This is a genomic window from Shewanella sp. Arc9-LZ (assembly GCF_010092445.1).
In the GTDB taxonomy this organism is placed as follows: domain Bacteria; phylum Pseudomonadota; class Gammaproteobacteria; order Enterobacterales; family Shewanellaceae; genus Shewanella.
This window is the reverse complement of sequence record NZ_CP048031.1, coordinates 1,642,027-1,664,771: the sequence shown is the minus strand read 5'-3', so window position 1 is coordinate 1,664,771 and position 22,745 is coordinate 1,642,027. Positions and strand designations below refer to the sequence as shown.

18 protein-coding genes, 3 tRNA genes and 1 pseudogene are annotated in these 22,745 nt (G+C 41.0%); 5 read left to right on the top strand and 17 right to left on the bottom strand.

Annotated elements, in window-relative coordinates; translation table 11 throughout:
* Window positions 1–26: 26 nt before the first annotated feature.
* Complete coding sequence (gene fabV / locus GUY17_RS07150; protein ID WP_162022728.1) at window positions 27–1,229, top strand: enoyl-ACP reductase FabV; 1,203 nt, start codon at window positions 27–29, stop codon at window positions 1,227–1,229.
* Between the two features lie 279 nt (window positions 1,230–1,508).
* Here fabV and GUY17_RS07145 read toward each other — a convergent pair.
* The 12 genes and pseudogenes from GUY17_RS07145 to GUY17_RS07090 form a co-directional block, all read right to left on the bottom strand.
* A pseudogene (locus GUY17_RS07145) lies at window positions 1,509–1,874 on the bottom strand (GyrI-like domain-containing protein); the annotation flags it as partial.
* A gap of 27 nt (window positions 1,875–1,901) precedes the next feature.
* The gene (locus GUY17_RS07140) at window positions 1,902–2,414 is read right to left on the bottom strand and encodes a helix-turn-helix domain-containing protein (RefSeq protein WP_162022727.1); all 513 of its coding nucleotides are present in this window, start codon (window positions 2,412–2,414) and stop codon (window positions 1,902–1,904) included.
* A gap of 122 nt (window positions 2,415–2,536) precedes the next feature.
* A complete protein-coding gene (locus GUY17_RS07135; RefSeq protein WP_162022726.1) occupies window positions 2,537–3,160 on the bottom strand; it encodes a pentapeptide repeat-containing protein in 624 nt (207 codons plus the stop codon).
* 77 nt (window positions 3,161–3,237) lie between these two features.
* The gene (locus GUY17_RS07130; protein WP_162022725.1) at window positions 3,238–5,115 is read right to left on the bottom strand and encodes a SurA N-terminal domain-containing protein; all 1,878 of its coding nucleotides are present in this window, start codon (window positions 5,113–5,115) and stop codon (window positions 3,238–3,240) included.
* A gap of 220 nt (window positions 5,116–5,335) precedes the next feature.
* Window positions 5,336–5,608, bottom strand: coding sequence for a nucleoid-associated protein HU-beta (hupB, locus tag GUY17_RS07125; protein WP_059745462.1), 273 nt, complete (start codon window positions 5,606–5,608; stop codon window positions 5,336–5,338).
* 261 nt (window positions 5,609–5,869) lie between these two features.
* Window positions 5,870–8,221: an endopeptidase La gene (gene lon / locus GUY17_RS07120; protein ID WP_101087842.1), complete on the bottom strand. Its 2,352-nt coding sequence runs from the start codon at window positions 8,219–8,221 to the stop codon at window positions 5,870–5,872.
* 131 nt (window positions 8,222–8,352) lie between these two features.
* Window positions 8,353–9,633, bottom strand: coding sequence for an ATP-dependent protease ATP-binding subunit ClpX (clpX, locus tag GUY17_RS07115; RefSeq protein ID WP_101087840.1), 1,281 nt, complete (start codon window positions 9,631–9,633; stop codon window positions 8,353–8,355).
* A gap of 131 nt (window positions 9,634–9,764) precedes the next feature.
* Window positions 9,765–10,376, bottom strand: a complete 612-nt coding sequence (clpP, locus tag GUY17_RS07110) for an ATP-dependent Clp endopeptidase proteolytic subunit ClpP (RefSeq protein ID WP_101087838.1) — start codon at window positions 10,374–10,376, stop codon at window positions 9,765–9,767.
* Between the two features lie 92 nt (window positions 10,377–10,468).
* Window positions 10,469–11,773 (bottom strand): trigger factor, encoded by a 1,305-nt coding sequence (gene tig, locus GUY17_RS07105; RefSeq protein WP_162022724.1) that lies wholly within the window; start codon window positions 11,771–11,773, stop codon window positions 10,469–10,471.
* Between the two features lie 393 nt (window positions 11,774–12,166).
* Window positions 12,167–12,242, bottom strand: a tRNA-His gene (locus tag GUY17_RS07100).
* 8 nt (window positions 12,243–12,250) lie between these two features.
* Window positions 12,251–12,327 (bottom strand) — tRNA-Arg (locus GUY17_RS07095).
* A gap of 85 nt (window positions 12,328–12,412) precedes the next feature.
* Window positions 12,413–12,489, bottom strand: a tRNA-Pro gene (locus GUY17_RS07090).
* Window positions 12,490–12,780: 291 nt separating this feature from the next.
* Here GUY17_RS07090 and folD point away from each other — a divergent pair.
* Entirely contained in the window at window positions 12,781–13,635 is an 855-nt protein-coding gene (gene folD, locus GUY17_RS07085) for a bifunctional methylenetetrahydrofolate dehydrogenase/methenyltetrahydrofolate cyclohydrolase FolD (protein WP_162022723.1), read from the top strand.
* Between the two features lie 98 nt (window positions 13,636–13,733).
* Here folD and cysS read toward each other — a convergent pair whose 3' ends face one another.
* Window positions 13,734–15,116 (bottom strand): cysteine--tRNA ligase, encoded by a 1,383-nt coding sequence (gene cysS, locus GUY17_RS07080; protein WP_162022722.1) that lies wholly within the window; start codon window positions 15,114–15,116, stop codon window positions 13,734–13,736.
* Window positions 15,117–15,259: 143 nt separating this feature from the next.
* Between cysS and GUY17_RS07075 the strand changes: the two genes are divergently transcribed.
* Both GUY17_RS07075 and GUY17_RS07070 read left to right on the top strand, forming a co-directional pair.
* Entirely contained in the window at window positions 15,260–15,754 is a 495-nt protein-coding gene (locus GUY17_RS07075; protein ID WP_011638050.1) for a peptidylprolyl isomerase, read from the top strand.
* A gap of 2 nt (window positions 15,755–15,756) precedes the next feature.
* Window positions 15,757–16,482 (top strand): UDP-2,3-diacylglucosamine diphosphatase, encoded by a 726-nt coding sequence (locus GUY17_RS07070; RefSeq protein WP_162022721.1) that lies wholly within the window; start codon window positions 15,757–15,759, stop codon window positions 16,480–16,482.
* Between the two features lie 65 nt (window positions 16,483–16,547).
* Here GUY17_RS07070 and miaE read toward each other — a convergent pair whose 3' ends face one another.
* Window positions 16,548–17,315 carry a tRNA isopentenyl-2-thiomethyl-A-37 hydroxylase MiaE gene (gene miaE / locus GUY17_RS07065; RefSeq protein ID WP_162022720.1) on the bottom strand — a complete coding sequence of 256 codons (768 nt, stop codon included), beginning with the start codon at window positions 17,313–17,315 and terminating at the stop codon, window positions 16,548–16,550.
* A 359-nt stretch (window positions 17,316–17,674) separates the two neighbouring features.
* Here miaE and GUY17_RS07060 point away from each other — a divergent pair, with 359 nt between their 5' ends.
* On the top strand, window positions 17,675–18,271 hold the full coding sequence (locus tag GUY17_RS07060) for a Yip1 family protein (protein WP_011638064.1): 597 nt from the start codon (window positions 17,675–17,677) through the stop codon (window positions 18,269–18,271).
* Between the two features lie 83 nt (window positions 18,272–18,354).
* Here GUY17_RS07060 and glnS read toward each other — a convergent pair whose 3' ends face one another.
* From glnS to GUY17_RS07045, 3 genes are all read right to left on the bottom strand, one after another.
* The gene (gene glnS / locus GUY17_RS07055) at window positions 18,355–20,025 is read right to left on the bottom strand and encodes a glutamine--tRNA ligase (protein WP_162022719.1); all 1,671 of its coding nucleotides are present in this window, start codon (window positions 20,023–20,025) and stop codon (window positions 18,355–18,357) included.
* Window positions 20,026–20,184: 159 nt separating this feature from the next.
* Window positions 20,185–22,497 carry a Fe(2+) transporter permease subunit FeoB gene (gene feoB / locus GUY17_RS07050; RefSeq protein ID WP_162022718.1) on the bottom strand — a complete coding sequence of 771 codons (2,313 nt, stop codon included), beginning with the start codon at window positions 22,495–22,497 and terminating at the stop codon, window positions 20,185–20,187.
* Window positions 22,490–22,729, bottom strand: coding sequence for a FeoA family protein (locus GUY17_RS07045; RefSeq protein WP_011638067.1), 240 nt, complete (start codon window positions 22,727–22,729; stop codon window positions 22,490–22,492). Before GUY17_RS07045 ends, feoB begins: the two co-directional genes overlap by 8 nt.
* Window positions 22,730–22,745: the final 16 nt, after the last annotated feature.

Genomic DNA, 22,745 nt, shown 5'->3' with positions numbered 1-22,745 from the left:
CCAATGTTAAAGGAAGAAGCTTAAATATGATTATTAAACCTAAAATTCGTGGCTTTATTTGTACCACTACTCATCCAGTAGGTTGTGAAGCCAACGTTAAAGAACAAATCGAACTCATTAAGGCCAAAGGCAAAATTGCTAATGGGCCTAAAAAAGTATTAGTGGTCGGTTCTTCAAGTGGCTATGGCCTTTCATCTCGTATCACCTCAGCATTTGGTAGCGACGCTGCCACTATTGGTGTGTTTTTCGAAAAACCAAGCTCTGAAACCAAACCCGGTACAGCGGGTTGGTACAACACCGCGGCATTTGATAAGTTTGCTAAAGCAGAAGGCTTGTATTCAAAAAGCATTAACTGTGATGCATTCAGCCATCAAGCAAAACAACAGGTGATTGAGCTTATCAAGCAAGATTTAGGTCAAATCGACATGGTGGTTTACTCACTGGCTTCTCCAGTACGTAAAATGCCTGACACCGGTGAAGTTATCCGTTCATCACTTAAGCCAATTGGCCAAACATATATTGCCACGGCTGTTGATACCAATAAAAACACCATTATCGACACTTCGGTAGAGCCTGCGACTGAGCAAGAAATTGCTGATACCGTCACTGTAATGGGCGGCCAAGATTGGGAATTATGGATGAGTGCGCTAAGCGACGCTGGCGTATTAGCTGACAATTGCAAAACGGTTGCTTATAGTTACATTGGTACCGAATTGACTTGGCCTATTTATTGGCATGGCGCTTTAGGCAAAGCCAAAATGGATTTAGATCGTGCAGCTCACGCCCTTGATAGCAAATTATCAGCTACTGGTGGCTCAGCTAACGTTGCAGTGTTAAAAAGTGTCGTGACTCAAGCGAGCTCAGCAATTCCAGTAATGCCACTTTACATCGCCATGGTATTTAAGAAAATGCGCCAAGAAGGCTTACATGAAGACTGTATTGAACAAATATACCGTTTATTCAGTGAACGCCTATACCGTGTTGATGGCCAAGCACCAGCTGTTGATGGCGAAAATCGCTTACGCCTTGATGACTGGGAACTTCGCGAAGAAATCCAGCAGCATTGTCGTGATTTATGGCCGTTAGTGACCACAGAAAATTTAAGCGAACTCACTGACTATGATGAATACAAACAAGAGTTTTTAAAGCTGTTCGGTTTTGGTATTGATGGTATCGATTACGAAGCAGACGTGAATCCTAGTGTAACGTTTGATGTTATTGAGCTATAAGCCTAATTTCAACAAGTGTTAACGTAAAACCATAATGCACTGCATTATGGTTTTTTTATGAGCGATACATTGTGAAGATTCATATTTATAACAGTAAAGTCTGTAAAAATGCGGCGAGATTAGCTAATTAACATACCGTTATTGCTAAGCCGTGCTAAAACAACCGTCTTATTATCTGAAATCGGGCCTGAAGTATTTCGAGTTGAATTCAGCGACATCATTTTATCATACAAATAAATGTAACTCAGCCATGAGTTCATCAAGGCTTAATAACTTAAGTTAAACAACGGGTAAATAAATGAGTACCTGTTGTGGAGATAACGCTTGTCTTGGCTCATGTTGCGCTAACTTATTATCATTAATGTCGAGTCGTTCTAAAAACAACGGGTAATTTCGTAGTGTAATATCATTTGCATTAACCCAATCGCGATACAGGTAATCTATTGCCGCTGTTAGACCATTGTCATCACCACTGTATTTAATCATCGCACATCGTCCCTGAGGGATTGATTTGAGCTTAATCTGGCTCGACTCAGACACTATAGCTTGTGTCTCGGCATTTAACGATACACCAATATCAATTCGATATTGCGTTTTAACAGATAACTCAGGGGTTGAGTAAAGCAGGTTAAAGGTTCTGCAACTTGTAGGAAATAAGCCAAACTGTCGACGTCATTCAATAAATCTCGCAATGGTTTGAGGTAATAAAGCCGGATCACCATGATGTTCCATCACCGCTAATGCCTGCGCATCAAACGATACAATATCAACAGAGTAAGATTGCTTATCTTGATGATTAGCATCTACTCGAAATGATTTAAGCGGTTGTTGCTTCGCAAAAAAATTGCCCCAATCAGGTGCTTGCTGAAACGATTCAGGGCTTTGACCTATACTGCGAGTAAACGATTCGATAAAGTGCTGTTCGTTACGATACGCTAATTTAGCCGCTATTGTGGCCAGAGAAACTTGCTTGCCAAAACCTAATAAATGGGCAGCTTCTAGGCTTTTGAGCAATTCAGCATAAGCGTCAATAGACATATGGTACAGCGCAGTAAATAATGGGTCGAAATGACATAACGGGATGTGGGCAATATCGGCCAACACTTGTCGATCAAAAGGCTCATTTAAGTGTTGATCTAAATAGGCTAATGCACGTTCAAATGCCTGATCAAGTCTGTGGCTCATGCCCTCTCCTTATGGATTAAATTATTAAAGCCAATTATTTATCATAACTAATATAAATTAACGGGTTATTTAAACACATGCAATAAAACACACTTTTTGCATTAAAAATGTGGCAATGTACGCTAGTCGACTAATTGAATATCCAAACCTTCTAGTAAACTTAAGGCTTCGAACCGACTGAATATGGCTTGCTTAACGTTATTAGCGGTAATATCAATTTGGTAATTCAATGCATCGGTAAAATTGGCACCCGTTAAATTGGTATGACTAAATTGGCTTAAATTAAAATCGGTCATACGCAAATCTGCTTTGCTTAAATTAGCTTCTCTAAAGTCGACATCATGGGCGCGGCAATCAACGAGTGAAAACTCGGGCAAATGCAGCGAATAAAAATTACTGCCATTGAGCATACATCGTTCAAACTTAATCGTGGTTTGAGTCATAAATTGCGGCCACTCAGCTTTAGTCCAATCAATACCTATGGCTTTACAGCCGCTAAAAGTCACATCATCAAACTCTGTAGCAACAACTGACATTACACTTAAATTACATTGACTAAAAACACATTCGATAAAATGGCAATGATAGAAATCACTTTGACTAAAATCACATTGGGTAAAATGGCATCGCTCAAAAGTAATATTTTTGAATTGTAAAGCCACGCCCTTAATCGATTCGAATAAGTCATCGCTGTAGTGCGATAACCCAAACAATTCACTAGATTGTGTATTAGAGATGGTCTTCATGGCTTAATACCTTATAAACAAAAAGACCTAGACGTGAGCCTAGGTCTTTTAGTATTTCATCTGTTGCGACGACTTAACTAGTCGGCAACTGGATACTCAATTTCAGCATCAGCTTTAAGTGAGGCAACCACTGCTCGATAATCAGCTTCGCTGTATTGAGGCGCAATACGTTGTTTAAGCGTATTTATGAGGTTGTCATTAATGCCTTCAGCTTTATTGACTTTATCAACCACAATAACCGCATAACCTGTCGCTAACGCTGCAGTATCAATTGTGACACTATTTTCAGCAGGAGCGGCAATTTTGAAGGCTTTATTGGTGATAGCTTGATCAATATCCTGATTAAAGCGACCTAGTTTAGCTAATGTCGTCAATGAAGCATCTGTTAGCGTGTTATTACCCGCTTTTAACTGTGCCATATATTCCGCAGCTTTGTCACGAGCACCATCATTCGCTTTATCTTGCTGTAAACGTTCAACAATACCAGCTTTTACTTCAGCAAATCCCATAACGCCAGCTGTCTGATGTTTTTTCATGCGAATAACCACTACATGGTTTGGCGCAAGTTCAATCACATCGCTGTTTAAACCACTTGCTAACACTTGGTCAGAAAATGCGGCTTTGATAAATTCAGGATTGTTAAATTTAGCCGGTACGTCATCACGCGAGAATAACTGCGTTGATTGTACTTTTGCATTAACCGCTTGCGCAGTTTCAGCTAAAGTATCAGGGATTTCGTAACTGGTATCAGCCAACTTAGTTTGTAAGCTATAAAACACATCTAAGGCTTTCTTTTCTTGTAGCTGAGCAACAATTTTCGCTTTAACGTTTTCAAAAGCGGTTGCTTGGCTAGCTTGTAAATCAAGCAGCTTAATAATGTGGTAACCAAATTCACTTTTCACAATTGACGAGACTTGATCTTTTTGTAATCCAAAAAGTGCTTCATCAAATGCAGGGTCCATTACGCCTTGTTCAAACCAATCTAACTTACCGCCCTGTTGAGCACTAAGCTGATCGTCAGAATCAGTTTTTGCTAACTCAGCAAAATCTTCACCCGCGGTTAACTTGGCTTCAATAGCATCAGCTTTGGCTTTATCTGCGCTGTCATCGTCAGTTGCGGCGACAAAAATATGCGCAGCAAGACGTTTTTCAGCCGTTTGATATTGCTTTTGATTCTCTTCGTAATAAGTTTTCACTTCTTCATCAGAGGTTTCGCTGTTTTTAGCCATGTCGGCAACATTCAATTCAACATACTCAAGGCTGACTTTTTCAGGGCTCATGTATTGCGAAACATTAGCATCGTAATAAGTTTGAGCTTCTTCATCAGCGACAGAAACAGTTGATAAAAACGGTGTTGAGTCGACGACTAAGTAGCGAATATCACGGGTTTGGCCTTGAACTTCTGCAAGCTGTTTAGCTTCACCGTCCAGCACAAACTCACTACCAACAAGCGCATTTAATAACTGACGACGGGTCATATCTACACGCATCATGTTTCTAAAGCTTGTGGTTTGATAACCTAGTTGACGCAATACTGCTAGGTAGCGTTCGTTATCAAATTGACCGTCGGTTTGAAATGCAGGCTCTTCGATAATCGCTTTCTTGATTTGCTCATCTGATACACGTAAGCCCAACTTGTTGGCAGCTTGATCAATGAGCTTATCGGCAATTAAACGATCCAATACACCTTGCTTAATTCCGTTCATGTAGGAGTCGTCAGCCGCTAATGCAGTAAACATTTCGCCTAGCTGTTGCTCAATACGCGAGCGTTCATTTTGAAAAGCCTGTTCAAGTTCGTTGGCGCCAATTTCGTCACCATTAACAACTGCAGCAGGTACACCCGTGTTTGAGCCTAAATAACTGCTCACACCGGCAAAAGCAAAAGAAAGTATCACAAGTACTAGAATTGTTTTAGCAACAATCCCCTGTGATCCTTCACGAATTTTTTCTAACATCTGAATTCTCGCTTGTTGCGATTAATAAAATAAAAAGGCGCATCACCTTGTGGATGCGCCTTATTGTAAATTATATGGAGTTATCAGACGCTACCACGGGTATGACCCAATACTCCCAATATGTATTATGCTTTGCATAACAATATTGCTTTTCGTAAAAAGCACCGCCTAAGCAGTGCTTGTATTACGAATGCCTTACAAAGGCCACGTTATTAACTATTTAGTTAACAGCGTCTTTTAGCGCTTTGCCAGCTTTGAACGCTGGAATGTTCGCAGCAGCAATTTTAATTTCTTTACCCGTTTGTGGGTTACGGCCAGTACGTTCAGCACGTTGACGTACTTCAAATGTACCAAAACCAACTAGAGAAATCTTATCGCCATCTTTAAGACCTTCCGTTACCGCAGCGATAAAAGAATCTAGTGCGCGGCCAGCAGCAGCTTTAGAAATATCAGCACCAGATGCGATTTTCTCGATTAGTTCAGATTTGTTCATGTCATCCCCTTGAATGTTATTGTCGCGCCGCAACCAAATCTATGTTTAGAGCGGTCTGCGGAGGCTTTATTTTATAAGCTTGATAACACACCAAACTTAGTACGAAAACCAAAAAATGAAATTGGATACTGCTCAACGCCAGATGCCCCAAGGGCTTGGTGCGTCTGACTATCCACAAACCTAGGCTACCACAGGTCAGCGTTTTGTTAAGCCCCTTTTTTCATTTTTTTCATGCTCTACAGCAATTTTTTAACTAACAAGCTATTTTTTAACCACTTCAAAGCCTTCAACTGGTCGCTCAAGCGCCAATTTCAACACTTCATCTATCCAACGCACTGGATGAATGATTAAATCAGCAATCACATTTGCAGGAATTTCTTCCAGATCGCGTTCATTTTCTTGAGGAATTAATACATGCTTAATTCCACCGCGATGGGCTGCTAATAGCTTTTCTTTTAAACCACCAATAGGCAATACTTCGCCACGTAGAGTAATTTCACCTGTCATAGCTACATCACTACGTACAGGGTTACCGGTTAAACTAGACACTAACGCTGTACACATTGCCGCACCCGCAGATGGACCATCTTTTGGCGTCGCACCTTCTGGTACATGCACATGAATATCTCGTTTTTCATAAAAATCATTGTTAATGCCAAGATTTTCAGCACGAGCACGTACTACGGTCATTGCCGCTTGAATCGACTCTTTCATCACATCACCCAGCGAACCGGTATAGGTTAATTTACCTTTACCTGCTACTGAGGTGGCTTCGATTGTTAATAAATCGCCACCAACTTGAGTCCATGCAAGACCGGTTACTTGACCGATTTGGTTATTCGATTCAGCTTTACCGAAGTCAAAACGTTGCACACCAAGGAATGACTTTAAATTTTCCTGGTTAACTTCAACCATTTTGACCGTTTTATCAAGCAAGATATGCTTAACCACTTTGCGACAAATCTTCGACAATTCACGTTCTAATGAACGCACACCCGCTTCACGAGTGTAATAGCGAATAATGCCTAAAATAGCGCTGTCATCAACCTTGATTTCTTTTTCTTTAAGGCCGTTACGCTCAATTTGCTTAGTCAGTAAATGCTTCTTAGCAATATTGAGCTTTTCATCTTCGGTGTAACCCGATAAACGAATAACTTCCATACGGTCAAGTAAAGGGCCAGGAATATCCATTGAGTTTGACGTAGCAACGAACATCACATCTGATAAGTCATAATCAACTTCAAGATAGTGATCGTTAAAGGTCGCATTCTGTTCAGGATCGAGCACTTCTAATAACGCTGACGATGGGTCGCCACGCATATCAGAACTCATCTTATCGATTTCATCGAGTAAGAATAATGGGTTTTTAACCCCTACTTTAGCCATCTTTTGAATGACTTTACCTGGCATAGAACCAATGTAGGTACGACGATGACCACGAATTTCCGCTTCATCACGTACGCCGCCTAAAGCAACACGAACATACTTACGGCCGGTTGCTTTGGCAATCGACTGGCCCAATGAGGTTTTACCCACACCTGGAGGTCCGACTAAACACAAAATAGGCCCTTTAAGCTGCTTAACTCGGCTTTGAACCGCTAAATACTCAAGAATACGTTCTTTGACTTTTTCAAGCCCATGGTGATCGGTATCGAGTACTTCTTGCGCCTTGGCTAAGTCACGCTTTATTTTTGAGCGCTGCTTCCAAGGTACCGCAGTCATCCAGTCAACATAGCTGCGCACAACTGTGGCTTCAGCTGACATAGGTGACATCATTTTGAGTTTGTTTAACTCAGCAGTGGCTTTTTCTTTGGCTTCAACTGGCATGCCAGCTTCTTCAATCTTACGCGCCAATACTTCAAATTCGTCGTGGCTTTCGTCAATATCGCCTAACTCTTTTTGAATGGCTTTCATTTGCTCATTCAAATAGTATTCGCGTTGACTTTTTTCCATCTGTTTTTTAACACGAGTACGGATTCGTTTTTCGACATGAAGCAAGTCAATTTCCGATTCCATCATCGCCATTAAATATTCCAGACGCTCACCGACATTGATCATCTCAAGGACAGATTGTTTGTCTTCAAGCTTCAATGGCATATGTGCAGCCATGGTATCTGCTAAACGAGCGGCTTCATCAATCCCCGACAATGAAGTTAATACTTCAGGTGGGATTTTTTTATTTAACTTGATGTAGCCTTCAAATTGACCGATAGCACTGCGAACTAACACCTCTTCTTCTTTATCACTTAATTCTTCAGACTCGAGGTATTCAGCTGTTGCGGCAAAGAATTCTTCTTCTTGGGTGTATTGCTTGATTTTGGCACGCTGGCCACCTTCAACTAATACTTTTACCGTGCCATCTGGTAATTTAAGCAACTGTAAAATAGAGGCAACAGTACCAATATCGAAAATATCGTCTTTGGTAGGCTCATCAAGATCTGCATCTCGCTGAGCGACTAATAAAATTTGCTTGTCTTGTTCCATTGCCGATTCTAGGCAACGAATAGATTTTTCCCGTCCCACGAATAGCGGAATTACCATATGCGGGTAAACTACCACGTCTCTAAGTGGTAACACGGGGAGTTCGATATGCGCTTCACGCTCTTTAGTCATGGCTCGATTCCGTTTAATGAAATTGACTTATTACTGAGTATATTGGGGTGATGTTATCAGTTTCAATGGCTAATACGAAAAAAGGAGCCCAATGGACTCCTTATTTTTCAACTTCCTGACTATCAGTGCAATTATTGCTCGCCTGAAGCAGCCTGTGTCTCAGTGTTTTCATAAATCAAAATAGGGGCTGACTCGCCTTTCACTACTGATTCATCAACAACGGCTTTAATCACGCCTTGTGTCGACGGAATATCATACATTGTATCGAGCAAGATGCTTTCAACAATAGAACGTAATCCACGTGCACCGGTTTTACGTGACATTGCTTTTTGAGCGATGGCTTGTAATGCATCATCACGGAATTCAAGTTCGACATTTTCCATCTCAAATAATGCACTATATTGTTTAGTTAATGCATTCTTTGGCTCAGACAGAATCTGTACTAATGCAGCTTCATCTAACTCAGTTAGCGTAGCAACAACAGGTAAACGACCAATAAACTCAGGAATTAAACCAAACTTCACTAAATCACCAGGCTCTACTTGGCTAAGGATTTGTGAAATAGTCGCTTTATCCGCTTCGCCTTTTACTTCGGCACCAAAGCCAATTCCGGTTCCGGTGTGTGCACGTTGCTCAATGACTTTTTCAAGTCCAGCAAACGCACCACCACAGATAAACAGAATTTTAGACGTATCCACTTGCAAGAATTCTTGTTGTGGATGCTTACGTCCGCCCTGTGGAGGAACAGAAGCAACGGTGCCTTCAATTAACTTAAGCAACGCTTGCTGAACACCTTCACCCGATACATCACGAGTAATTGAAGGATTGTCAGATTTACGACTGATTTTGTCAATTTCATCAATATAGACGATACCGCGTTCCGCTTTCTCAACGTCGTAATCACATTTTTGCAGTAGCTTCTGAATGATGTTTTCAACATCTTCACCCACATAACCAGCTTCGGTTAATGTGGTTGCATCTGCCATAGCAAAAGGGACATTAAGTGAGCGAGCTAACGTTTCAGCCAATAAAGTTTTACCGCTACCGGTTGGACCTAATAGTAAAATGTTACTTTTACCTAGTTCAACGCCATCTTTAATAGCGCCATTACGTAAACGCTTATAATGATTGTATACCGCTACGGCTAACACTTTCTTAGCCTGATCCTGACCGATTACGTAGTCATCAAGATGTTTGCGCAATTCATGCGGTGTCGGCAATTTGTCTTCATCACGTTTGGGTGAAATCTCTTTGATTTCTTCACGGATAATGTCATTACATAAATCAACACATTCGTCACATACATAAACTGATGGACCAGCAATGAGTTTTCTGACTTCATGCTGACTTTTTCCGCAAAAAGAGCAGTACAGCAGTTTGCCGCTGTCACCGTTATTTTTGTTATCGCCCATTATTCTACCTCTGTTTACAACTTAGGTTGAACCTAAGCTCTGCTTGTAGATACTTATCATAACCACATTGATGACTGAACGCCTTTCAATACAGAATACCTGAAAGTATCTAGAAAATCAGCTACCAGTTTTTAGCCGCGACTCGTGAGTAATGAATCGACAATACCATATTCAACAGCTTGAGTAGCACTCATGAAGTTATCACGGTCGGTATCACGTTCAACAACCTCTAACGGTTGACCAGTATGGTCCGCTAACATTTGGTTTAATTTATTCTTAATACCAAGAATTTCTTGTGCATGAATGGCGATGTCGGATGCTTGACCTTGGAAACCGCCTAATGGCTGATGGATCATCACTCGAGAGTTCGGTAAACAATGACGTTTACCTTTAGCGCCACCGGCTAACAAGAATGCGCCCATACTCGCGGCTTGTCCCATACATACGGTACTCACATTAGGCTTAATGAACTGCATAGTGTCATAAATAGCCATACCTGCTGTGACAGAGCCACCAGGAGAGTTAATGTACAAATAAATATCTTTATCTGGGCTTTCTGACTCAAGGAATAATAATTGAGCAACAATAAGGTTAGCCATGTGTTCTTCAACTTGACCAACTAGAAAGATGACTCGCTCTTTTAATAGACGAGAGTAGATATCATAAGAACGTTCACCTTTAGCTGTTTGTTCAACAACCATAGGTACAAGAGCATTGAGTACTGATTCTGGTGCTTTATGCATTATTCATTTCCCTAAAATAAAAATGGCCCGCATGAGAGGAACCTCATACGAGCCATTATAAATGGCGAACGGCTTGTTAAGTCAAGCTTAGCTTACGCTCGTCCGGTAGCCTTGTTCATAAATTCTTCAAAAGCGACGTCTTTAACGGTTACTTTTGATGATTTTAACAATGCTTCCACCGCTTGCTCTTCAAGCGCTACGTTGCGCATGTTTTGCATGAGTTCTTTGTTTGAGTTGTAGTATGAAACAACTTCAGATGGATCTTCATACGCTGAAGCCATAGATTCGATCAATGTATTAACACGATCATCTTCTGCTTTTAGTTCGTTTGTCTTGATCACTTCGCCTAATAGCAAACCGATTTTAACACGACGTTCAGCTTGTTCAGTGAAAAGTTCAGCCGGAAGTTCAGGCATATTTTCAGTTTGACCACCAAAACGCTGCATAGCTTGTTGACGAAGTACATTCACTTCACCCTCAATAAGCGCTTTAGGAATAGCGATGTCGTTTGCTGCAAGTAAACCAGTAATAACCTGTTCTTTCACATTCGCTTTTAACGCTTGCTCTAGTTCACGAGTCATGTTTTTACGGATTTCAGCTTTAAGTGCATCTAAGCCACCTTCAGCAATACCAAACAATGAAGCAAATTCATCATTCACTTCTGGCAGATTAGCCGCTTGAACTTCAGTTAAAGTAATAACGAACTTAGCCGCTTTACCTTTCAAGTTTTCAGCGTGGTAATCTTCAGGGAAAGTCACTTCGATTTCGAATTCATCACCTGCTTTATGGCCTACGATACCGGTTTCAAAACCAGGGATCATACGGTTGCTGCCTAATTGAAGTTCGAAATCATCAGCTTTTCCGCCTTCGAATTCTTCGCCGTCAATAGAACCGATAAAGTTCATTTTAACTTTATCGTCAGCAACTGCTGCACGTTCAACAGCGGCAAAAGTGGCATGTTGCTTACGTAATGTTTCAATCATAACATCAACGTCAGCATCATTAACTTCAGCTTTAGGCTGTTCAACTGCAATGCTATCTAAACCCGTTAGAACAACTTCTGGGTAGATTTCAAATGTTGCAACGAATTCAAAAGAATCACCTTCAGTTGAACCAGGAGTAAATACTGGTGCACCTGCAGGATTTAACTTTTCAGCTACGATTGCTTCAATAAAGTTGCGTTGCATCACTTCACCAGTGATGTCTTGACGAATGGCTTTGCCATAACGCTTGTTGATTTCGCCGATAGGCACTTTACCTGGGCGGAAACCTGGAAGACGCGCACGCTTAGCTTCGCGCAATACATTGTCTTTAACCAATTTCTCGATTTGCTCAGCAGGTACAGAAATAGTTAGGCGACGCTCTAGGCCTTGAGTTGTTTCAACAGAAACTTGCATTGTTTTACCTCGAAATATGTCTGACGTTCTTTGTAATGGTCGACAACTCAACCATTAGATATTCGTTTCTTGACCATGGATTTAGCTCTGAAACCCAGCACAGCGATATTATTGATGCTGAAGACGCTGTTGGTACAGGTAGCTTATTTTTGATATTTATCAAGACGCGACATTATAGCTACCGTTTTTAACAGAGTCGAGCCTGAAAAGGTCGATTTACATGATAAAAACGCTGACTTATGTTCAATTTTGACGTGTTTGCACGTTTAATGTGCGAAATGAGTTTTTGACTTACGCTCAAAAGGACTAGGAGCAAATAATTATCGTGACCAAATCAAACTTATCTGTACCCGTTAAAAGGGTTATACACGATAGTTTGATTTAATCAGAAAATGGGGTGACTGATGGGGCTCGAACCCACGACAACCGGAATCACAATCCGGGACTCTACCAACTGAGCTACAATCACCATTGAAATGGTACACCCGGCAGGATTCGAACCTGCGACCACCCGCTTAGAAGGCGGGTGCTCTATCCAACTGAGCTACGGGCGCATGGTTACAGTTAGATACTGCATCCTGTCTGGCTGAACAAGTTTACTTGTTCCGTTACTCACTGCAAGAGCAAATAACATTAATTTGGTCGGTGATAGAGGATTCGAACCTCTGACCCTCTCGTCCCAAACGAGATGCGCTACCGGGCTGCGCTAATCACCGAAAATATTGCTTTGTTTTCGAGGCAGAAATTATCTATAAACAATAACGATGTTGTCTCGAGAACGGAGCGCATATTAACGAGTCACCTAGCTATCGTCAACGATTTTTTTAACCCTTATTGCTATATGACGAATTTAGCAGCAAATATCGTGATTAGCATCATAGCGCGAATAGTTTATTCACTGTATTTTCCACGTCTAGCAAATGACACTCTTCAATACGCCTGCTAGAATAACGGCCGATCGACCATTGACTTCAACACCTGTGTCACTCAAAGGAAACTCTATAGCCATGACTGCTCAAATTATTGACGGTAAAGCCATTGCACAATCTATTCGCACCACACTAAAACAAAAAGTAACACAACGTAGACAAGCTGGATTCCGCGCACCAGGACTTGCTGTTATTTTAGTGGGCAGTGATGCCGCATCTCAAGTCTATGTTGGCAGTAAACGCAAAGCTTGTGAGGAAGTCGGTTTTGAATCTCAATCTTTTGACCTTGACACCAATACAACTGAAGCAGAGCTTTTAGCGTTAATCGATGAATGTAATGCCAATCCAAGCATTGATGGGATTCTAGTGCAGCTGCCTTTGCCCGCCCATATTGATGACTCCAAAGTCATTGAACGTATTCGCCCAGATAAAGATGTTGATGGATTTCATCCCTATAATGTCGGCCGTTTAGCTCAACGTATCCCAGTGCTTCGTTCTTGCACGCCGATGGGCATTATGACGTTAATAAAATCAACCGGTATAGATACCTATGGCCTGGATGCAACTGTGGTTGGTGCATCAAACATTGTTGGCCGACCAATGACACTAGAATTATTATTAGCAGGTTGCACAACGACAACCTGTCATCGTTTTACCAAAAACTTAGAACAAAAAGTGCGTCAAGCAGATTTATTAGTCGTTGCCGTTGGCAAACCTGGGTTTATTCCTGGTGACTGGATCAAGCCAGGCGCGATTGTTATTGATGTTGGTATCAATCGTTTGGAGAACGGCAGTTTAGTGGGTGATGTTGAATTTAATGTTGCCGCTGAAAAGGCTGCATTTATTACGCCGGTTCCTGGTGGAGTTGGCCCAATGACGATTGCAAGTTTATTAGAGAACACCCTATACGCATGCGAGCAATATCATAGTTAACTAAATCTCAGATAAGTAAATCTCAGATAAGTAAATTATGCTGATTAATAACAAAAAAGCCTGCTATTGCAGGCTTTTGTTTTTATGCGCTAAATAAACTACTTTTTACGCCATGTGGTGCCGCTTGGGCCGCCATCTTCTAACTCAACGCCTAACTCGTTTAAGCGATCGCGGGCCACATCCGCAGCAGGCCAATCTTTTTCAGTACGGGCGCGGGTACGCTCAACGATAAGCGCTTCAATTTCTGCCACTTCATCGTCACTGCCCTCCCCCTTAAAGAAAGCTTCTGGCGTTTGGCTGATAAGGCCAAGCACATCTGCTAATTGCTTCAAGCTGACACCTAATGCCGATGCCGCTGCCATATCGGTTGTTTTAAGACGATTGATTTCACGTACCATCTCAAATAACACGGAATAGGCTTCAGGAGTATTAAAGTCATCATCCATTGCCGACTTAAACTTGGCTACAAACGGTTCAGCAGGCGCAGCATCAACAGTTAAGTCTAAACCTTTAAGTGCTGTATATAAACGCTCTAGTGCTGCACGAGCTTGCTTTAAATTGTCTTCAGAATAATTTAACTGACTACGATAATGACCGGATAATAAGAAGTAACGTACCGTTTCAGCATCATAATGCTTAAGCACATCTCGGATGGTAAAAAAGTTGTCTAATGATTTAGACATTTTTTCACGGTCAACCATCACCATTCCGGTGTGCATCCAGTAATTCACATACGGAGTATCGTGAGCACAGCAAGACTGCGCAATTTCATTTTCATGATGTGGAAACTGTAAATCAGAGCCGCCACCATGAATATCAAAATGTAAGCCTAAATGCTTGCTGTTCATGGCAGAACATTCAATGTGCCAACCTGGACGACCAGGACCCCAAGGTGATTCCCAGGTTGGTTCACCCGGTTTTGACATTTTCCATAACACAAAGTCCATAGGATTGCGTTTAGCATTATCTATCTCAACGCGAGCACCGGCTTGAAGCTGGTCTAGGTTTTGACCTGACAACTGTCCATACTCAGGGAATGAGGCAACACTGAATAATACATCGCCATTGCTGGCTACATAGGCATGGTCGCGATCGAGTAAACGCTGAACCATATTAATAATTTCTTCAATATGTAACGTTGCTCGAGGCTCAAAATCTGGACGTTTCATGTTCAAGGCATCAAAGTCTTGGTGCATTTCGGCGATCAAACGCTCAGTAAGCGACTCACAAGATTCGTTGTTTTCAGCGGCCCGTTTGATAATTTTGTCATCAACATCGGTAATGTTACGCTGAAAATTCACCTCATAACCGATATAACGTAAATAACGCACTATCATGTCAAACGAAACAAAGGTACGCCCGTGACCAATATGACATAAATCGTAAATGGTCACGCCACAGACGTACATTCCGATTTTACCTGGATTTATTGGTTTAAATTCTTGTTTATCACGGCTAATACTATTGTAAATCTTTAACATCGATTGTTCTCTTTTACACTAATTTATAACGGGAAATGTTAATGCTGAGTTTAGCATGATGTCACCTGTTTTGAACACTGCACTTTATGCGGCAGTTAAGATAAGTTAGAATCGCGCAAATTATTATTTTCAAGTGAGACAACATGATTACTTTACATACCAATATGGGCGATATTACTTTACAGCTAAATGAAGAAAAAGCGCCAATTACCGCGGCTAACTTTATGCAGTATGTTGAAGATGGTTTTTTTGAAGGTACTATTTTTCACCGTGTTATTGACGGCTTTATGATCCAAGGTGGTGGTTTCACTGAAGATATGAGCCAAAAAAGTGTTAAAGCATCAATCAAAAATGAAGCCAACAATGGTTTATCTAACCGTAAAGGCACTGTTGCCATGGCACGTACTTCTGATCCGCATTCAGCGACAGCACAGTTTTTTGTTAACGTGAAAGACAATACTTTCCTTGATTTTAAATCAGAAACTTCACAGGGCTGGGGTTACTGTGTATTTGGTGAAGTGGTTGAAGGTTTAGACATTATTGAAACAATCAAAAATGTTGCCACTGGTAATAATGGTATGCATCAAGATGTACCATTAGAAGCCATTGTGATCAAAAGCGTTAGCGTTAAAGCGTAATTTTGAAGAAAACAATCTTCGTAGGCGATTTGCACTTAAGTGCAGATCGCCCAGATATTACACAAGCCTTCATCTATTTTCTAAACCATGGTTTAGACAATACTGAAGCGCTTTATATCATCGGTGATCTATTCGAAGTTTGGATGGGTGATGATATTGCAGAACCCTTTACCATTGCCATTGCTGAAGCAATCAAAACAGTATCGAACTCAATACCTGTATATTTTATTCATGGTAATCGTGATTTTATGGTTGGCAAACAATTTTGCCTACGAGCAGGCATGAAAATATTACCTGAAGTCTATTGTATCAACTTGTACGGTGTTAATACTGTGATTTTACACGGTGATAGCCTTTGTACCCTTGATATTGCTTACCAGCGATTCAGGCGCTTTAGAAGTCTTGATTTAGTTCGTTGGGTTTACTCTCACCTACCTAAAAAGACACGCTTAAACATTGCCGCAAAAATTCGTCAAAAAAGTGTTCAAGGTAATCAGCAAAAACATTATGAAATCATGGATGTTGAGTCAAGTGCGGTAACCGCGCTACTGGCTCGTACTGATTGTCAAAGAATGATCCATGGTCATACTCATCGCCCTGCTATACATCAACTCACTGCACAAGAACAACGTGTTGTGGTCGGTGATTGGTATACTCAAGGCAGCGTGCTAAACGTCAGCGAGAACGGTTGCGAGTTAGTAACATTACCCTTTTCCGAAACAAACTAGGCTCACTAAACAGTATCAAAGTTGATATCATCAGTGAGTCTTGGTTTATATCTCGCAATTGTTGGCTATTGTGGCGGTAAACCACTGTGAAAACGAAACTCGCTATCTTCTGTCAAAATTAATTCCATTTCTTTTTCGCGAAAATAATCAATGCGTTCACTGATATCTTCACCGGCAATATCCTCAGCAAGAGCCAAATAATCTTGAAAATGCCGCGCTTCTGATCGAAGTAATGAAGTATAAAACTTAGCGAGTTCATCATCTAAATGCGGCGCAAGTTTGGCAAATCGTTCACATGACCGCGCTTCAATAAACGCGCCAATTATTAACTTATCAATTAACGTAAGTGGCTCATGAGTCCGCATATGAATAATTAACTGTTTGGCGTAACGACCGGCACGAATATTACTGTAATCAATACCACGCGCAGTCATAATCTGTAAAACTTGTTCGAAATGATGAAACTCTTCTTTAATCAAACGAACCATTTTACTCATTAAATCAGTGCTGTTAGTGAGGTTTTTATTGGCTATTAATTCACTAGTGATGTCGTTCTTTTTACTGTCGCGGGCTAAAAACTCGAGGGCATTACGGTCTTGTTGATAAACAAAATCTTCATAAGGCTTGGCCCAGGTCTTCAATAGATGTGAACTACTCTTGTCAATCGCATATTTGCGGATTATTAACATTGCAGTTTGCGCAGCTTTAAGCTCACAGTTGCAATGGTCAATCAGCAACGCGGTGAGTTGTTCGGGTTGTTTAGCTTGTTCGACCCAACGGTTTGGTGTCTCACAACCTAAAAAGTCGTAAATAGGGACAAGTAATTGCTGCATAAAATGGATAATCCTCTCAAAAATCTATGTTCATTTTACCTTTAGAGCGATCTTTTCTGAAACCAAAAACGTAATACAACTTGACGAAAGTCTATTTATGTTCAATAAATAAGCTGAGCATCTAATTTAACGATTTAATAACAGATGCCATCGATCACCTTAACTGATGATTCTAAATTGGGATAGAGTCATAACTTAACAACATAGATGTTGGCAATAGAACGATCTCAGTGTTATGCCAACACCATTCCCCTGTTGATAAGTAGATGTGGACTGATTAAGGCGATTGGTAAAAAGCTGTAGTCAGTTCGTCGTTGTTTGGCGAGCTAGGTCAAAAATGCTAAACAAGGATAACTATAATGGTATTGAATCACTTAATGGGACTTTACACTCATCCAAAAAAAGAGTGGCACACAATTGAAAAGAATCACGAAGCGCTAAAGAGCAGCTTGAGTCATGTATTGCTTATCGCGCTGATCCCTGCAATTTGTGCTTATTTTGCAACCGCACACATTGGTTGGCATCCCGGAGCTGGAGAACTTCTATTCCTAACCTCAAAAAGCGCACTATTCATGTCAGTTGGGATGTATTTCGGCTTAATTATTGGTGTTATGGCTCTCGCGTATTTAGCATATTGGATGGGCAAAACATTTGATGCGGATCCAACTTATACTCAAGCTCTCGAATTAGCGTCTTATACTGCAACCCCATTATTTATGGTTGGTTTGGCAGCACTCTACCCCGTGTTATGGTTCATTATGATCGTCGGCTTGATTGGCTTGTCTTATTCGGTTTACCTGCTGTATGCCGGTGTCCCTATTATTATGAATATCCCGGAAGAAAAGGGTTTCATTTACGCTAGCTCAGTGGTTACTGCGGGACTTGTTTTATTAGTTGCGCTGATGGCCAGTAGTGTTATTTTATGGAGCATTGGTTTTGGGCCAATGATGCAATAATTTATTGATTATTGATTATTGATTATTGAAAAAATAAAACAAAAAAGGCGCATTCAGCGCCTTTTTGTTATTCATAATGCTGATTACGCAAAGGTATCTCTTAACGGTACCGTTAAGTTAAACACTAAATGTTCAGCGCTTGAATCTTTACTGTCTGCACAGAAATAACCTTCTCGCTCAAATTGAAACGCTTTCTCAGCCGGCGCATTGACTAAGCCAGGTTCAACGAGTCCCTTCACTACTGTGAGTGAATTGGGATTTAGCACTTCATCAACAGTTTCAAAAGCTGCAGGATTTTCACTGGTAAATAAACGATCGTACAAGCGAAACTCAGCAGGTTTCGCTGTTGAGGCTTCAACCCAATGAATCACCCCTTTAACTTTACGTCCATCTGCAGGGTTTTTACCTAATGTATCAGCATCGTAAGTACAATAGACGGTGGTAATATTACCATCTGCATCTTTGTCACAACGTTCAGCTTTGATGATATAGGCATTACGTAAACGGACTTCTTTACCTAAAACAAGTCGTTTAAAATGCTTATTAGCTTCTTCTTTAAAATCTTCAACATCAATGAATAACTCACGTCCAAATGTCAGCTCACGAGTGCCCATGGCTTCATTGTTTGGATGAGCTGCAGCAATAATGGTTTCGGTTTCAGTATCTGAATAGTTCTCAATGATAACTTTTATAGGTCTTAACACGGCCATCGCACGAGGTGCATGTTCGTTTAATTCTTCACGAATACACGCATCTAACATGCCGACTTCAATTAAGTTTTCTTGCTTGGTAACACCAATACGTAAGCAGAACTCGCGAATAGAAGCTGATGTGTAACCACGACGACGTAACCCAGCGATAGTTGGCATACGGGGATCGTCCCAGCCATCAACCAGTTTGCGTGTGACTAAATCGTTTAGTTTACGCTTAGACATCAAGGTGTATTCAAGATTTAAGCGTGAAAACTCATATTGACGAGTGCGATTTGGTGCTTGGAAATCATTTAAATGATCTAATACCCAGTCATATAAACGACGGTTATCTTGAAACTCTAAAGTACAAATCGAATGAGTGATATTCTCAATAGCATCAGAGATACAATGAGTAAAATCGTACATTGGGTAAATGCACCACTTGTCGCCTGTTTGATGATGATGAGCAAATCGAATACGATAAATAATAGGATCGCGCATACACATGAAAGGTGATGCCATATCAATTTTGGCACGCAGTGCACACTCACCTTCTTTGAACTCACCTTTACGCATTTTCTCAAATAACGCGAGGTTTTCCTCAACACTGGTGTCACGGTATGGGCTGTTTTTACCTGGCTCTTTTAATGAACCTCGGTACTCTCTGGTTTGTTCGCCATTTAAGAAACAAACGTACGCCAACCCTTTGGTAATGAGCTCAACTGCATATTGATGTAGTTGATCAAAATAGTTTGATGAATAACGGATATCGCCAGACCATTCAAAGCCTAACCAACGCACGTCTTCCTGAATAGACTTAACATAATTGATGTCTTCTTTTTCAGGGTTTGTATCATCAAAACGTAAGTTACATTGACCTTGATAATCTTTTGCAATACCAAAATTTAAGCAAATAGATTTAGCATGGCCAATATGTAAATACCCGTTAGGTTCTGGTGGAAAACGTGTATGTACTTGGCTGTGCTTACCGCTTTTTAGGTCTTCGTCTATGATATTACGAATGAAGTTACTTGGACGTACTTCGGTGTCCACATGACTCATGGAATTCCTCTTGGCGCACAATGGCAATATGAATAAAAATAGATGATCCTACAGATCTTAAGTAGTTACAACTGCTAGCACTGAAAAAGTTAGCTTGTTAAAGCAAATAAACCCAGCAAAGCCGGGTTTATTGTTTAAATCAATCATCAATACGGTTAACTATTCCGTGACAATACGTATTCCAGGAATAATTTGTTGTGCTTTGCGACCTTTCTTATTCAACCAGAAATAAAACACAACCAAGGCCGCGGCAAAGAAACAGATCCAACCAGCAGACTGCACCGGATGCTGAGTAAATGTAGCCCCCTGATAAACCACCGTTGCAGAACCATAGGCTAATGAAAATGTCCAAATAGCAGCAAAACGGGCCCACTTAGCACCAAACTCATGTACCAAAGCTCCCATTGCTGCCACACAAGGCGTATAAAGCAAGATGAACAACAAGTATGAGAATGCGGCGATCTGGCTTTTAAAGCCTGTTTGAAGCGCACTGAAGGTAGAGGTATCAACAGATAACTCCATTGCTGCTTCATCTAAATCTGTGATACCTGCTATCGCAATTGATAATGGGTCACCAGGTTCAATACCTAATAAGTTTGTTGGAATTGTCGCTAAGCCGACTTTAACACTGTCCCAAATAGACAATAACTCTTCATCATCACCTGCTGAGGTGCTGTATAAACTGTTTAATGTACCGACTACGGCTTCTTTAGCAAAAATGCCGGTAATAATACCAACCGTTGCAGCCCAATTGTCTTGTTCTATTCCCATAGGAGAAAACAGCGGTGTGATTTGTTGGCTAGCAACACTGAGCAAAGACTCTTTACTGTCTTCATGACCGAAAGATCCATCTGTGCCAATAGCATTAACAAAGTTAAGCAGTGTCACCACAATAATGATGGTTTTACCGGCGCCCATAATAAAGCTTTTAGTTCGTTTAGTCGTACGAGACAACACAGCTTTAGACTTAGGCATTTCGTAGCTTGGCAATTCCATAACAACGGCACTGCTTGTGCCCGGCAATACCGTTTTGCGCAGTAGCAAACCGGTGCCAATAGCGGCAAAAATACCAATGATGTACAGTAAAAACACCAAATTCTGGCCTGATTGAGGGAAAAAGGCCGCTGCAAATAAGGCATAAACAGGCAATCGAGCACTACAAGACATGAAAGGCGCCATCATACCGGTAACGATACGTTCACGCTCACTGCCTAATGTTCTGGTTGCCATAATGGCAGGAACCGAACAACCAAAACCAACAATCATTGGCACAAAGGCTTTACCTGGTAAGCCAATACGGCGCATCAAGCCATCAACCACAAATGCTGCACGAGCCATGTATCCAGATGCTTCTAATACTGAAAGGGCCAGAAATAATGCAGCGACAACAGGAATAAAGGTCGCGACAGTTTGGATGCCCTGTCCAACACCGCCAGCTAAAATAGTCACCAGCCAATCAGGCGCTCCAATTGATGACAACAAGGCGCCAAAATGGTCAACAAAAATAGCTCCAGCGGTAATATCGAAGAAATCGATAAAAGAATTACCCACGTTAATACTGAATAAAAACATTAGGTACATAACAAATAAGAAAATAGGAATACCCAACACCGGGTGTAACACTACTTTATCAAGCCTATCTGTGGCGCTTATGTGTTTACCTTGATTTACTGATGCCTCAAACACCTTTTGCACAAAATCGTATCGGGTTGTGGCGATCATAATATCGATGTCTTCGCCGGCTTGCTCTACTCGTAAAGTGCACTGCTTTACTGTGTCGTGTAATTGTACTTCACTTGTTCCACAGCCATCTCCATGGCTATTGGCTAAAATAGCAAGTGCCTGCCCACGGCTCAGCTCAGTAAGACCTTGGCTATCATTTTGCATCTGCAGTGCAGTTACACTTGCTTCAATATCAGTGTGGTACTGCAACATTAATGATTGTACAGAGTCACCTTTTTCCAACAGTGACATTAATTCAGCTTGTAGTTGTTCTACATCGGCTTGATTTCGTGAGCAAATTGCAACAACAGGACAACCTAAACGTACTGACATGTCGTCAACATTAATGTTGATCCCCAGCTTTTTAGCTGCATCAATTTTATTAATAACAACAATAATCGGAATACCTAACTCACGTAATTGGGTGGTTAAATACAGATGACGTTCAACATTTGTGGCATCAACTAGGTTGATGATTGCATCGACTTGTTGATTAGAAAGATAAGCTTGAGCAATTTGTTCGTCTAATGAACAATCGCAGCTATTGCCTGCGGGAAGTAAATCGTAAATGCCAGGGAGATCGGTAAGAAAAATATCCGTCCCTGAATAATTTATCTTACCCGTTTTTTTTTCGACGGTAACACCCGACCAATTGCCAACCTGCTGGCTTGCACCAGTAAGTGCATTAAAAAGAGTCGATTTACCAGCATTGGGATTACCAACGGTGACACAATGAAATTGTTTAGTCATTTTTGAGCACTACCTCGATGATATCGGCTAAATCACAACGCATACATAATTTACTGCCACGTAAATCTAATTCAACACCCGAGCCCATAGGGGCTCTTCGTATAAAATGAAAACGAGTATTGGGTGTAATGCCCATGGATAACAATTTACGTTTAACAGTTTGCGGTAACGTTAATTGACCTATTTCAGAGATAATCGCCTGATCACCAGGCTTAAGTTCACTCAGCTTCATGTAACACTACCTTCAA